Genomic DNA, 13,577 nt, shown 5'->3' with positions numbered 1-13,577 from the left:
ACCCGCAGGGAAAAATCTAGATGTGAGAGCCTCACATGCTTCTCACATGATTGAGATAGATAAACCGCGCACACTGCGTATTGCAGTGGTGACTGAGGCATTTTTGCCACAGGTCAATGGCGTCACCAACTCAGTCCTGCGCTTACTCGAATATTGCAAAGTGCAAGGTCACGAAGTTCTGATCATCGCACCAGAAAGTGAAGGCGCACCTACTCACTACCTAGATTACAAGATTAAACATGTGCCAAGCATTGCGATGAAAAAGCTTATTCCAATGGGTGTTCCTCGTAAATATCTGGAGCCACTAATTGAAGGTTTCGCACCCGATGTCATTCACCTTGCTTCACCCATCTTCTTAGGACATTACGTCGCCCGCTTTGCCAAGAAGAACGGAATTCCAACGGTCTCGGTCTATCAAACTGATATCGCAGGTTTTGCTCGTCACTACGGTTTAACAATTGCCCACAACACTTTGAAAAAGTGGGTGGCACGTATTCACCAGTCGACCGACCTGACACTGGCTCCCTCCAAATGGGCTCGCCGTGATCTTGAAGCAACTGGAGTTAAGAACGTTGAGATTTGGAAGCGCGGTGTGGATCTGGTGAAATTTGATCCTGCTCGCCGCGATGAATCACTTCGTGAAAATATTCGCGGGAAAGATAGCGGCAAGTTAATTGTTGGCTACGTCGGCCGCCTTGCTAATGAAAAACGAATTGATGACCTTGCCATTTTAGATCGCCAAGCTGATATTCAACTTGTGATTGTTGGTGGCGGCCCAGCCGAAGCGCGCCTAAAGCGCGAGCTACCAAATGCACGCTTTGTTGGATATCAATCTGGTACTGAACTTGGTCGCTACGTTGCCTCATTTGATATTTTCGTACACACCGGCAAGCATGAAACTTTCTGCCAAGCGATTCAAGAAGCACTTGCAGCAGGCGTTCCAGTGATTGGCCCTGATACTGGTGGTCCGGTTGACTTAATCGATCATGGCATTACTGGCCTGCTTATTGATACCGCTGATTCATACGCGCTACTAGAAGCGGTATCAACACTTCGTAGTCACAGCGCTTTTGATCTGATGCAGGTAGCTGCCCGTCGTTCAGTAGAGCATCGCACCTGGGATTACATCAACGCCCAGCTCATTGATTATTACCGCCAGACGATTGCCCAGGTTGCAAGAAAGGGTGAACTAGTCGCATGAGAATCATTCATATCGCTAACTTCTACGGGCCTAAATCAGGTGGCATCAAGACCACACTGCATAACCTTGGTAGCGGTTACACAGCCGAAGGCCACGAATTTATCTATGTGGTTCCCGGAAAGAAGTTTGGGCGTGAAGAGACAATTCACGGTGCTTGTATCTCACTTCCTTCATGGCAGATTCCCTTTAGCGGTGGCTACCGTGTAATTCGTTCCACCTATCGCGTCAAAACAATTCTTAACTCACTTAAGCCAGATCGCATCGAAGTATCTGATCGCTTCACGCTCTCCTGTCTGGGTAAGTGGGCCGCTGATCGCAACATTCCGGCAATCGTGTTTAGCCACGAAACTTTGCGTGGTCTAGTCAAGAATTATCTCGGAGTTCCGCTGAAGCGATTTGTTGTCTGGCATAACACTCGCCTGGCATCTCGCTTTGATTTTGTGGTTACCACTACCAACTTTGCGGCAGCTGAATTTGATGAAATTGGAACCACGAATGTGGTGCGGGTGCCACTGGGTGTGGATCTGGAAACTTTCTCACCAGCTTTTCGTAATGAAGAACTTCGCACGAAGATGATCAAAGGTGGAGAAGTTCTGCTAGTTCACTGTGGTCGCCTCTCCCCGGAGAAGAAACCAGAGCGTTCACTAGAAACCTTGCGCGAGCTACTAGATCGTGGAATTAACGCCCGCCTTGTCTATATCGGTAGTGGACCACTACATAAGAAGCTCTATGACTCATCGCGCGATATCCCCGTAACTTTCTGGGGTTATGTGGCAAATAAAAAGTTACTCGCCCAAATGATTGCATCAGCCGATATCTCACTTGCACCAGGTCCGATTGAAACCTTCTGCCTGGCAGCACTTGAATCTCTGGCAAGTGGAACTCCGGTCGTGGCATCAGAGACAAGTGCGGTCGGTGAATTTCTTGTAGATCACAATGGCGACTTTGTCGGACTGACCGCTGCAAATAACGGACGCGCATTTGCCGATGCTGTTCAAATCTTGCTCGATGAAATTACTGAAGATGCCACGCTCTCAGATCGCTGTCGCACCCAAGCAGAACAGTTCCCGTGGTCAGAGACAATTATGCGCTTAGGTCGACTCGGTGGTGCTACTCCGGTTGCACATCGCCCAACAAATAAAAGCGCGGCTTAACATGGATAAGCCAATCACCTTCGCAATTGTGGGAGATAGCGCAGCCTCTGGTGTGGGTGACTCTGATTCATTCGGTAATTACTACGGTTGGGGTTACCACTTAGTCAAAGCATTTAACGAACCCTTGGCATACCTCAATGTCTCTCGTCCTGGTGCGCGCTCGAAGGAAGTTCGCTTTGAACAACTTCCAAAAGTTCTTATCCATGAACCTGAACTTGTGGGCGTGATCGTCGGCGGCAATGACCTGCTGCGCAATGGCTTCTCCCCTAAAGTATTTGAAGAAAATCTCACCGCCACCCTCAAAGATATTGTGGAAAGCGGAGCGCAGGTAATGCTTCTTGAACTCCATGATCCAACCGAGATTGTTCCGATGCCATACCTGGTTGCGCGTGTGTGTCGTCGCCGAGTATCTGCTGTCAATCATGTGACTCGTAAGTTAGCTCGCAAATACAGCGCCATCTTGCTCGAAACTCGCTCACTGAAAGGAATATATGAGCGCGATAAGTGGCATGTGGATCGGATGCACCCAAGTAAGCATGGGCATCAGTTCATTGCCCAAGAATTTGCACATCTACTTCGCCAACGTGGTTTTCATATTGACGAGATTGTTATTGATCCCATCAACAATCGAAATCGGAAAGATTCCATTAAATGGATGCTAAAAAATGGCACACCCTGGTTTCTTAAGCGCAGCGTAGATTTACTCCCAGCGCTATTGATTCTTTCAATTACAGAGCTCATTCATATGGCGCGAAATAAAAGTACAGCAGAGCCGGCAGATTTGTACTTCCCAGACTTTAACAAGAAGCAAGATGTCGCAATATCTATGCTCGAAGATGAGCGAGTTTCCTAGAACTTCTCGTTACAGGCAGGTAAGCGCGGACTTCCACCGCTCTCTTCTACTATATTAAGTGTGTGCTCGCCATCATTGCTCCCGGTCAAGGTTCGCAAACTCCAGGAATGCTCGCATCGTGGCTAGAAGATATTGATGCCAAAGATTTATTGAAGCAGTGGTCTGATGCCATTGATTTAGATCTGATTCACCTTGGTACGACAGCCGATGCCGAAGAAATCAAAGAAACTGCCAATGCACAACCGCTGATTGTTGCTGCAGGCTTACTTGCCGCCCGCGCCCTTAACGCAGATGGGAAATTCGCTTGCGTGGCAGGGCACTCTGTTGGCGAGATAACGGCAGCAGTTGTTGCAGGTGTGATTACTCCACTTGATGCAATGAAATTAGTACGCGCTCGTGGCATTGAAATGGCGAAGGCCGCCAGTGTTACTCCTGCCGGAATGGCTGCAGTACTCGGTGGAGAGCGCGAGGTTGTGCTGCGCGCAATCACAGATTTAGGACTAGTTGCGGCAAATGACAATGGTGGTGGACAAATAGTTGCAGCCGGTGATCTCGATGCTCTTGCGCAATTGGCACCTGACGGTGCTCGCGTGCGCCCGCTGGCCGTTGCTGGCGCATTTCATACCTCTTATATGCAGCCAGCGGTGGAACCAATGCGAGAACTTGCCGCAACGATGAAGGTCGGTGATCCAACCGTTGCACTGCTTTCTAATAAAGATGGTGGCGTTGTCAGTAGTGGCCGCGAAACACTGGATCGCATCGTCAATCAAATTGCTAATCCAGTGCGCTGGGATCTGTGTATGCAATCACTCGTAACCCAAGGTGTTACTGGCGTGATTGAGCTTGCTCCGGCCGGCACGCTGGTGGGGCTCATCAAGCGCGCAACTCCGAGTATTGCGCAGTGCGCTCTGAAATCTGCGGCAGACTTAGAATCAGCACATGAATTCATTGCTCAACACGGAGGCAAGTAATGTCTAAGGTGATTGCTTCAAAGTCAGGCAGTGAGAGCAGAATACTTTCCGTTGGCTCCTATCGACCAAAGCGGTTGGTGCCTAACTCTGAAATTGTTGATCGCATTGAATCAAGTGATGAATGGATTCAGCAGCGCACAGGTATTGAATCCCGCCGCTTTGCAGATGATTCAGAATCTGTGCTTGATATGGCAACGTGGGCTGTGGAAGATGCACTGGCTAAAGCAAAATTAAGTATTAGCGATATTGATACTCTCATCGTTGCCACCGTCACCTTTCCTTTTCAAATGCCCTCTGCCGCAACAGCCATCTTGCAACGACTCGGTCATCCCACAGCAGCTGCCTTCGATATCAACGCCGCGTGTGCTGGCTTTTCCTACGGCATCTCCATGGCACACGATTTTATTAAGGCCGGAACTTCCAAGACTGTGCTCGTAGTTGGTGCGGAGAAAATTTCAGATTTCACAGATCCCGATGATCGCGCAACAGCATTTATCTTTGCCGATGGCGCAGGAGCCGTTGTCATTGGTCAATCACGCGAAGCTGGCATTGGCCCAGTTGAGTGGGGTTCTGATGCTGATAACCGTGATGCAATCCAGATGAATCCTTCCTGGATTGAGGTGCGCGATGTCGAAACACAATTAACAAAGGCTGGAAGTAAGTGGCCGAATATTTCCCAAGAAGGTCAGAAAGTTTATCGATGGGCAGTATTTTCGATGAGCAAAGCGGCGGTGAAAGCTATGGAGGCTGCCGGACTTACCGTGAATGACATTGCTGCATTTATTCCGCATCAAGCAAATATGCGCATCATTGAAACGATGGCGAAAGAGATGGGCATGCCCGATTCAGTTGTCATTGCAGATGATGTTCGCGTCAATGGAAATACATCGGCGGCCTCTATTCCACTTGCGATGGACGTACTCCTTGATCAACACCCAGAGCTACATGGAAAACTGGCGTTGCTCATTGGCTATGGCGCAGGTCTCGTTTATGCGGGCCAAGTCGTTGAATTACCCCCAAAACCATAATTTTTTCCCGAATATTTACCGATTTACTGGGAAGTAGAGCCCCTTTTCATAGACAATTACACACCTGTCCCCGATACGTAGGTTCACTTAAGTAAAGGAAAAATAATGGCGCTTTCACAAGCAGATGTACTTGCCGGAATTAAAGAGATCGTTGAAGAAGTAGCGGGTATCCCAGCTGCATCAATCGAACTTAATAAGAGCTTCACTGATGATCTAGAAGTTGACTCACTAAGCATGGTTGAAGTTGTCGTTGCCTGCGAAGAGCGCTTCGGTGTGAAGATTCCTGATGAGAAGGTAACTGAGCTTGCAACAGTGGGCGACGCAGTTAACTTCATCGTTAACGCTGCAGCGTAAGTAGCTTAGGTAAAGAATTTATAGCTCTATGTCACAACGTCGCGTAGTCGTCACCGGCCTTGGAGTAACAACTCCAATCGGTGGCGATGTTGCCACAACCTGGAAGGCGCTTTTAGCCGGCCAGAGTGGTGTTCGACTTCTCACTGAAGATTGGCGAGAACTCCTACCCGTGCACTTTGCGGCGCGCGTTGCGACCGAACCGGCAGATCAGATGGAGCGCGTTGAAATGCGTCGCCTTGATCGCTCCGAACAATTTGCTCTGATCGCATCCCGAGAAGCCTGGAAAGATGCTGGCTCACCGGATGAGATCGAAAAGGAACGTCTCGGTGTTGTGATTGCCTCTGGCATTGGCGGCGTCATCACTCTTCTTGATCAATTTGATATCCTAAAAGAAAAAGGTGCGCGCGGTGTTAGCCCGCATACTGTTCCGATGCTGATGCCCAATGGGCCAGCGGCAAATGTTGGTCTGGAACTTCAAGCAAAGGCTGGTGTTCACACTCCTGTTAGTGCGTGCGCGTCTGGCGCCGAAGCAATCGGATACGCCTACGAAATGATTAAGAGTAATCGCGCTGACATTATTGTTGCTGGCGGCGTGGAAGCTGCTATTCATCAACTGCCGATGGCTGCTTTTGGTCAGATGAAAGCGCTCTCCACACGTAATGACAATCCAGCTGCAGCATCTCGCCCCTATGACATTGATCGAGATGGCTTTGTACTCGGTGAAGGTGGCGGCGTACTTATTCTTGAGGAATACGAAAGTGCCAAGGCACGTGGGGCAAAGATTTATTGCGAGATTGCCGGACAAGGGCTCACATCCGATGGTTATCACATTGCCGCACCTGATCCTGATGGTGGCGGCGTACAGCGGGCAATTAAATTTGCACTAGCCAACTCCGGGCTTTCCACAAAAGATATTGTTCACTTAAACGCTCACGCAACATCTACTCCGGCAGGAGATGTTGCCGAAGCAAACGCACTTCGCAAAGCGTTAGGTGCCGATGCTGACCACGTTGCAGTTTCTGCCACAAAATCAATGACTGGCCACTTACTGGGTGGCGCTGGCGCAATTGAATCTGTATTTATCGTCAAGGCGCTGCAAGAACGCCTTGCTCCCCCAACAATTAATATCGAGAACTTAGACCCAGCTGTCACAGTCGATGTCGTGCGCGACACGCCTCGCGCCCTTCCAGCCGGAGATATCGCAGCGCTCAATGATTCATTCGGTTTTGGCGGCCACAACGTGGTGCTTGCATTCAAATCGCTCTAATCTAGAACCATGACACCCCCAGTCACTTCGCTAGATCCTGAGGCTCGCATTGCCAGACTTACAGATGACGGCGCATTTGAATTTCTGCTACCGCGTACAGATTGCGGAATGGTTGCAGCAACCGGGTTAGTAAAAGGAAATAAAGTTGTCGTCTTTGCATCCGATCCCACCAGTAAAGGTGGCGCACTGGGCATTGAGGGCTCGCAAGTTATTGTGCAGGCATACCGCGCAGCGATGGGCGCCCAAGTTCCGGTAATTGGAATCTGGCATTCAGGTGGAGCCCGGCTTAGTGACGGTGTTGCATCCTTAAATGCATTCGGTGAAGTCTTTCAATCAATGGTCACAGCAAGTGGGCGCATCCCCCAGTTATCACTCGTCGTTGGCCCCACAGCAGGTGGCGGTGCTTATGGTCCAGCGCTGACAGATGTTGTTGTCTTGGCGCCAGAAGGTCGCATCTTTGTGACTGGTCCCGATGTCGTTAAATCTGTCACCGGCGATGTTGTTGATATGGCGCTACTCGGTGGCCCGGAGGCGCATAGTAAGAACTCTGGCGTTGCTCACGTTATTGCCCCCACCGAAGATATTGCCTTTAGTGAGATTCAAGATTTAGTCTCACTCTTTTCTAATCAAGGTCTGATGTCGCCAACTGTGGCAGATGTTCCACTTGCTCACTTAGTTCCTGAATCTAAAAAGCGCGTCTATGAAGTTCATCCGCTGGTCGATGCAATTCTGGATCCCGATGGCGAAAAGCTAGAGCTACTAGATATGTGGGCACAGAACATGACCACAGTTCTTGGCAGGCTAGGTGGGCGCACGGTCGGTGTGATTGCTAATAACCCACAAGTTATTGGTGGCGTGCTTGATTCGGCAGCAGGAGAGAAAGCGGCGCGCTTTGTGCGTACGTGTGATGCCTTTGGTATTCCGCTCATTGTTATTGCAGATGTCACTGGCTTCTTGCCCGGCATTGGCCAAGAGTGGGAAGGCGCCGTACGACGTGGCGCCAAGTTGCTGCATGCATTTGCTGAATCTGTAGTTCCTCGTGTCACTGTCATTACCCGCAAGGCCTATGGCGGAGCTTTCGTTGCCATGAATTCAAAGTCACTGGGTGCCACTCGAGTATTTGCCTGGCCACAAGCTGAAGTTTCGGTGATGGGCGCAGTTGCTGCTGTGCGCGTGCTGCACCGCAGATTATTGGCAGATCTACCGGAAGCACAACGCGAAGGTATGGAACTTGAACTTGCCGCCGAACACGAGAAGGTATCTGGCGGTGTTGCCCGCGCCATTGAAATAGGGGCGGTCGATGAAATGATTGAGCCTGATAAGACACGCAGTGCGATTGCTAAAGTTTTAGGTGAAAGTGAATATCGCCGTGGATCTCACGGCAATATTCCGCTCTAAGGGCTGCTACTTAACGTCGAAGGTAACTGAGACGGTAGATGTCACAGTCTTTTCAATACTTGATGTGTCATATGCGCCAGTATCTTGGGTCATCGTTGAATCTGGAGTTGTCACCTGAAATACACCAGAGCGCACAGCCTGCACCGCACCAACTTTTCCGCCAACCGCTTTGGTAATTGCTTGCGCGCGGATCTTGGCATCTTTCATCGCTTCTTCTAATAGCTGAGGGCGCAAGGCCGGAAGAGTGGAGAGGTAGTACTGCGGTCCGTAATTATTGACTGCCACTCCGGCTTGCAGAATTGTGCCAATGCCTTGAGCTAACTTAGCGATGAGATCAACATCTTTCGAGCGAACAACAACATCACGGGAGGCGCGGTAGTTAAGAATCTTTCCGGTGTTATTTCCATTTGCATACTCTTCATTGGCATAGGTAGAGACTGAACCGAGTGTGAGTGCGCTGGCAGGAATTCCACCATCGGTGAGGTATTTGCTGACCGCCGCGACATCATTGCCCACCTTGGTCACTGCCTCAGAAACAGTTGGACGAGTGAGTGAAACATTGAGTGTCCAGACAGCATTATCGGCGGTAGCAGATGTCTTAGCAGAGCCAGTGACTGTGATGCCATTTGCACTGCGTGCCGCAAAACCGGCGCCGACTTTAACAAGTCCCCCGCCGACGGCAATTGCAAGAATGAGTGCAATTGCAATATAGAGAATTGATCGGCGACGTTCGATGGAAGTCATGGGTGCTTGTGAAGTCATAAATTAATTATATAGCTCTGAGTCTGTGAACTTCCTGTAGATCTACCCCGCGCATTGGCTCGAGTGCTAAATCCCATGCACTTCCGAGTGCTGCCTCTAAATTCTCACGAATTTCTACATCATCAAAGCTGGCAAGTGACTTACGGATAACATTTTCGCAAATCAGTATCGAACCAGTTCCATCGGTGAAGGCGCGATGTATACCTAGCTCTGGGGTGAAGCGAAAGAACTCAGCGCCTTGGCTACAAAACTCTTGCACTTCAAAACGCAAGTAATGCCAATTCTTGAGCGCCGTTGCAATTTTTGCCGCAGTTCCAAGTGGTGCGCGATATTCAATGATGGTGCGTAAGGTGCCGGTTGCTAGTGGTTGATCACGCCATGAGTACTCGTGTGTGATGCCAAGAATTGCGTTCAGCCCCCACTCAATATGTTGGCGCAGGGGTGATGGCGCCGAGTGGATGGTAATCAATCCGGCATAGCGTTTGTCGTGCATATGAAAAACTCCTACCAAGGCTGCCTTGTGCGACCTTCCCCGATCCACAAACGCTTACTCTTTGGTAGTTGAGTACCTCATTTATACAACTTTTGACTGACTTTGTGAATCCCCAGCCATTTTTTGAGCGTGATCTGGGTTGGTATGAGCTGTTTACGGAATAGGAATACCCATGTATTGCCGGTACGCTTTTGCCTAGTCGGACGCTTTAATCAGTACCCGTTGTTAGATTTACTTCTTTACTCGGTATGGCTGAACGCAAGACGAAGACTGGTGGTCGAGGAATTCTCGAACACCTACACATATCGAAGGAATAGTAAAAAATATGGCAACAGGTACAGTTAAGTGGTTCAACTCTGAAAAGGGTTTCGGTTTCATTGCAGTTGATGGTGGCGGACAAGATGTTTTCGTTCACTACTCAGCAATCCAAGGAAACGGTTACAAGTCCCTTGAAGAGGGTCAGTCAGTGTCATTCGAGGTTGTCCAGGGTCCTAAGGGTCCTCAGGCAGATGCAGTGAACGCTAACTAAATTCACTTATAAATAAGGTCCGTGCGAGAAATCGTGCGGGCCTTATTTTTTTCCCAAAAAATAACTACTTCTTAGGCTCCGGTGGTATCTCGCCAACTTTAGCTTTCATTGCAGCAACAGCTTTCGCGGGAGATAAATCATTACCGTTCTTCCAGGCATCTAAATATTTCCACGGTAGAACTTCTCCACGACGCACCCACCACGTATCTGGCGGTGTTGGCCAGGAAATTCCAAAGTGAAGATGTGGCGATGTTCCGCGCGCACTTCCAGTAGCTCCAATTGCTCCGAGGATGCGCCCTGCGGTAACTGCAACGCCCGGCTGAATGCTAAGCGGAATGGATCGCAGATGTGAACCGTAGTAACGAACACCATCTTCACCAATAATTGACACAGATAAACCACCTCGTGTGATTCCTAGATTAGGTGGACTCCGCCAGGTATCTACCCGATTTACCTCATCAACAACGCCGTTAATTGGTGCCACGAATTTGCAGCCCGCCTTTGCCAAAATATCTGTTGCGGCATAGTCATGGTGGGCTCGTGCATAGTTCACTTCGCAATTTGCCACCGGAAATACATATACAGGTGCCGCATGTGCTGAAGGCGTAGCGCTAAGAAGTAAGAGCACAACAGTAATTTTCTTGAGCATGTGGGCAAGAGTAACTAGGTGAAACTTATTTCCTCAGTGCGGCGCGGTCTAATCTGGCTGTGACTATCATGTGAGGAACTGTCAGCGCCCAGATTGTGACCAAGGTCAACCATAAGAATTTGTCACTGAGATCTTGTTGTGAAAAGCCAGCCAAAATAACGACGAAGATTATTGTTCCAACAAGTGCTGGCAGCCCTGGAATTACAGCGGAGGCAAAGGCCTGACCAGGGCGTCCTCGCAAGTATGCACTCTCTGAATTTGGTAAGAGTGAGGTAAGACGAGCGGTATGGCGCATTGCATGCCAACATCCGAAGTAGACGGCAAATGCCACAAGCGGTGGTGCGAATGAGGCAAGGGCAGCCAAGAGCAGAATGTCGAGTGCATCTCGATAACGCTTGCGTTGAAGCAGGGCTAAAAGTGAAAGAGTTGTTACTGCAGCAACAAGAATCAGAATTTCAGTAGTGAACCCACTATGCCAATTAATCAGCGCCGGATTAACTTTTTCCAACGCATCAGTACTGCGGCTGTTAACCAGCGGAATTGCAACTGGAAGCAGGCCTGCTGCTGGGGCATAGAACCAAGCTGGGATTCGGGAGCTACCATCGAGTGAATCTTTCTCACTTAAGAATGCTGCATCTCCAATTCCAAAGTGGGTTGCACTCATGATGACCACAAAGATGAACCCCCAGACGTTCCATCGCAGGATTGCATAAATAGCCAGCAGCGCGATGGCAACGTAAAGAATGATGAATAACGCCATCCGAATGGGTGCCGCCTTGGGAAGTGTCACCAGGTGATCTAGGGCGCCATGTGGAATACCGATAGCCAGTGCGATCGTTGCCAGAACTAACTGCCAGCCCAGGGAGTTTGTTCCAAGCCACTGCGAGAAGAGAAGTGAGAGCACGGTAGCGATGGCCACAGCTGCACTGGAGAGAGTGCGAACTAGGTTAAAGAGCCGTAATTTGGTCTCACTCATAGCGAACACAGTAGCAATTTTTCACAGAGTTATATGCAAAAATGCAGGCATGAAACAGTGGTCTTATATGGCGATGCTCATATTTACCTTCTGCGGCTCGGCCTGGCTGGAGATCTATTTGAAGACCGGCGTCTTGCGTCGCATCAAGCGAGTTGCAATAAGTGTTCTGCCTATCAGTATTTTTTTTCTTGCTTGGGATGCCTATGCAATCGCACAAGGTCACTGGTTCTTCGATCGGGAACAAATGTTAGGAATCTACGGCCCGTTTAGTATTCCACTAGAGGAATACATTTTCTTTATGGTGATTCCGATGGCAGCTATCTTTACCATTGAGGGCGTCACCACCGTTAAACCACACTGGCGTAAAGATGAGTTCGGCGAATGATTTACTCTGACATCGCAATTACCGCATTTGCCATTGCGGTTATGGCAGATCTCTTTCTCTTTAAAACTTCCATGCTCACGCGCCCAGCATTCTGGACCTCTTATGCAATCATCTTGCCATTCCAATTTCTTACAAATTGGTGGCTCACCTCAAGAAATATCGTGATGTACAACCCTGATGCGATTGTGGGACTTCGATTCTTCTCCGCTCCAGCAGAGGATGTTCTATTCGGATTCGCACTTGTTTTGAGTGTGATGGCCCTCTGGGAGTTCTGGGGACGCAGAGGGATTCAGCGACACTAATTCTTTAAGCGTGCGCAGCAGCGACTGCCGCGTACCTAATCTCTCCTTCGTGGACGTTGAGTCCAGCAGCTAATCCAGCATCGTCAGAAATTGCTTGCTGCCAACCCTTATTTGCTAAGGCAAGTGAGTATTTAAGTGTTGCATTTGAAAGTGCCGCTGTAGATGTGGCTGGCACAGCACCTGGCATATTTGCAACGCAGTAATACAGTGAGTTATGAACCTTAAATGTTGGATCGGCGTGAGTTGTAGCGCGAGAACCTTCAAAGCATCCACCTTGGTCAATTGCGACATCAACAAGAACGGAGCCAGGTTTCATCTTTGCCACCATGGCATCAGTTACTAACTTAGGAGCCGCGGCACCTGGGATGAGAACTCCGCCAATTACCAGATCTGCCTGACTTACATGCTGTTCAATTGAATACGGTGATGATGCGATTGTCTTCACACGCCCTTGGAAGATGTCATCAATTTCTGCCAACCGCTTTAAATTGATGTCAAGCAAGGTGACATCAGCGCGCAATCCAACTGCCATTGAAGCAGCCGAAACGCCAACACTTCCACCACCCAAAATAACAACCTTGCCTGGCGCAACCCCTGGAACTCCCCCAAGTAATACCCCTCGTCCGCCATTAGGGCTCTGCAACGCGGTTGCACCTACTTGAATAGACATACGTCCAGCCACTTCTGACATTGGCGCAAGCAGTGGCAAGGTGCGATTAAATTCCACAGTTTCATAGGCAATCGCGGTTATGCCAGATTTAATGATTGCATCGGTGCATTCACGTGATGCCGCCAAATGAAGATAGGTAAAGAGAATCTGCCCCTTGCGCATCCGTGGATATTCCTGGGCAATTGGCTCTTTGACCTTAATGATCATCTCAGACTTAGTCCACACTTCATCGGCGGTAGCAAGAATTGTGGCGCCAGCTTTTTCATATTCAGCATCTGTGATGGCAGAACCCACGCCGGCTGATTTTTCAACAAATACGGTGTGACCAGCGAGGACGAGTGCATGTACTCCGGCTGCAGTGGTGGAGACTCGAAATTCATTGTTCTTCACTTCTTTTGGTATACCTACGCGCATGATGAACTCCTGAAGAAAGCCTCGTTTAACTTGGACTTATGTGATGCTACTCCTTAAACTCATCCCCGACGAGGCGGTAGCTCAGTTGGTTAGAGCCCCAAACTCATAATTTGGTCGTCGTCGGTTCGAGCCCGACCCGCCTCACTCGAAGTGCAATAGTGCAAGACTAAA

General features: G+C 49.4%; 16 protein-coding genes and 1 tRNA gene. 12 read left to right on the top strand and 5 right to left on the bottom strand.

The window, feature by feature from the left end; translation table 11 throughout:
• Window positions 1-46 precede the first annotated feature (46 nt).
• From A1sIIB142_RS01735 to A1sIIB142_RS01700, 8 genes are all read left to right on the top strand, one after another.
• On the top strand, window positions 47-1,201 hold the full coding sequence (locus A1sIIB142_RS01735; protein ID WP_095693418.1) for a glycosyltransferase family 4 protein: 1,155 nt from the start codon (window positions 47-49) through the stop codon (window positions 1,199-1,201).
• Window positions 1,198-2,355 (top strand): glycosyltransferase, encoded by a 1,158-nt coding sequence (locus A1sIIB142_RS01730; RefSeq protein WP_095693417.1) that lies wholly within the window; start codon window positions 1,198-1,200, stop codon window positions 2,353-2,355. Before A1sIIB142_RS01735 ends, A1sIIB142_RS01730 begins: the two co-directional genes overlap by 4 nt.
• 1 nt (window position 2,356) lies before the next feature.
• Entirely contained in the window at window positions 2,357-3,208 is an 852-nt protein-coding gene (locus A1sIIB142_RS01725) for an SGNH/GDSL hydrolase family protein (protein ID WP_095693416.1), read from the top strand.
• 62 nt (window positions 3,209-3,270) lie between these two features.
• The gene (locus A1sIIB142_RS01720; RefSeq protein ID WP_095693415.1) at window positions 3,271-4,179 is read left to right on the top strand and encodes an ACP S-malonyltransferase; all 909 of its coding nucleotides are present in this window, start codon (window positions 3,271-3,273) and stop codon (window positions 4,177-4,179) included.
• Window positions 4,179-5,207 (top strand): beta-ketoacyl-ACP synthase III, encoded by a 1,029-nt coding sequence (locus A1sIIB142_RS01715; protein ID WP_095693414.1) that lies wholly within the window; start codon window positions 4,179-4,181, stop codon window positions 5,205-5,207. Before A1sIIB142_RS01720 ends, A1sIIB142_RS01715 begins: the two co-directional genes overlap by 1 nt.
• 105 nt (window positions 5,208-5,312) lie before the next feature.
• Entirely contained in the window at window positions 5,313-5,561 is a 249-nt protein-coding gene (locus A1sIIB142_RS01710) for an acyl carrier protein (RefSeq protein WP_095693413.1), read from the top strand.
• A 28-nt stretch (window positions 5,562-5,589) separates the two neighbouring features.
• Window positions 5,590-6,828 (top strand): beta-ketoacyl-ACP synthase II, encoded by a 1,239-nt coding sequence (fabF, locus tag A1sIIB142_RS01705; RefSeq protein ID WP_095693412.1) that lies wholly within the window; start codon window positions 5,590-5,592, stop codon window positions 6,826-6,828.
• 9 nt (window positions 6,829-6,837) lie between these two features.
• A complete protein-coding gene (locus tag A1sIIB142_RS01700) occupies window positions 6,838-8,226 on the top strand; it encodes an acyl-CoA carboxylase subunit beta (RefSeq protein ID WP_095693411.1) in 1,389 nt (462 codons plus the stop codon).
• A 6-nt stretch (window positions 8,227-8,232) separates the two neighbouring features.
• Here the strand turns inward: A1sIIB142_RS01700 and A1sIIB142_RS01695 are convergent, their stop codons facing one another.
• Window positions 8,233-8,988: an SIMPL domain-containing protein gene (locus tag A1sIIB142_RS01695; protein WP_095693410.1), complete on the bottom strand. Its 756-nt coding sequence runs from the start codon at window positions 8,986-8,988 to the stop codon at window positions 8,233-8,235.
• Between the two features lie 7 nt (window positions 8,989-8,995).
• Window positions 8,996-9,481 (bottom strand): DUF3145 family protein, encoded by a 486-nt coding sequence (locus A1sIIB142_RS01690; RefSeq protein WP_095674522.1) that lies wholly within the window; start codon window positions 9,479-9,481, stop codon window positions 8,996-8,998.
• Window positions 9,482-9,806: 325 nt separating this feature from the next.
• Here A1sIIB142_RS01690 and A1sIIB142_RS01685 point away from each other — a divergent pair, with 325 nt between their 5' ends.
• Window positions 9,807-10,010, top strand: a complete 204-nt coding sequence (locus A1sIIB142_RS01685) for a cold-shock protein (protein WP_017955223.1) — start codon at window positions 9,807-9,809, stop codon at window positions 10,008-10,010.
• A 64-nt stretch (window positions 10,011-10,074) separates the two neighbouring features.
• Here A1sIIB142_RS01685 and A1sIIB142_RS01680 read toward each other — a convergent pair whose 3' ends face one another.
• Both A1sIIB142_RS01680 and A1sIIB142_RS01675 read right to left on the bottom strand, forming a co-directional pair.
• Window positions 10,075-10,659 carry a M23 family metallopeptidase gene (locus A1sIIB142_RS01680; protein WP_095693409.1) on the bottom strand — a complete coding sequence of 195 codons (585 nt, stop codon included), beginning with the start codon at window positions 10,657-10,659 and terminating at the stop codon, window positions 10,075-10,077.
• Between the two features lie 25 nt (window positions 10,660-10,684).
• Window positions 10,685-11,635, bottom strand: a complete 951-nt coding sequence (locus A1sIIB142_RS01675) for a Brp/Blh family beta-carotene 15,15'-dioxygenase (protein WP_095694123.1) — start codon at window positions 11,633-11,635, stop codon at window positions 10,685-10,687.
• 49 nt (window positions 11,636-11,684) lie between these two features.
• Here A1sIIB142_RS01675 and A1sIIB142_RS01670 point away from each other — a divergent pair, with 49 nt between their 5' ends.
• Window positions 11,685-12,020 (top strand): lycopene cyclase domain-containing protein, encoded by a 336-nt coding sequence (locus tag A1sIIB142_RS01670; protein ID WP_223298175.1) that lies wholly within the window; start codon window positions 11,685-11,687, stop codon window positions 12,018-12,020.
• On the top strand, window positions 12,017-12,322 hold the full coding sequence (locus A1sIIB142_RS01665) for a lycopene cyclase domain-containing protein (RefSeq protein ID WP_095693408.1): 306 nt from the start codon (window positions 12,017-12,019) through the stop codon (window positions 12,320-12,322). The genes A1sIIB142_RS01670 and A1sIIB142_RS01665 overlap by 4 nt, the downstream gene beginning before the upstream one ends.
• A gap of 4 nt (window positions 12,323-12,326) precedes the next feature.
• On the opposite strand, the gene ald is transcribed toward A1sIIB142_RS01665, so the two are convergent.
• Entirely contained in the window at window positions 12,327-13,406 is a 1,080-nt protein-coding gene (ald, locus tag A1sIIB142_RS01660) for an alanine dehydrogenase (RefSeq protein ID WP_095693407.1), read from the bottom strand.
• Between the two features lie 70 nt (window positions 13,407-13,476).
• Between ald and A1sIIB142_RS01655 the strand changes: the two genes are divergently transcribed.
• Window positions 13,477-13,550, top strand: a tRNA-Ile gene (locus A1sIIB142_RS01655).
• Window positions 13,551-13,577: the final 27 nt, after the last annotated feature.

The organism is Candidatus Planktophila versatilis, assembly GCF_002288345.1.
Lineage (GTDB): Bacteria > Actinomycetota > Actinomycetes > Nanopelagicales > Nanopelagicaceae > Planktophila > Planktophila versatilis_A.
The sequence above is the reverse complement of the archived record's forward strand: the minus strand, read 5'-3'. Positions and strand labels throughout refer to the sequence as shown.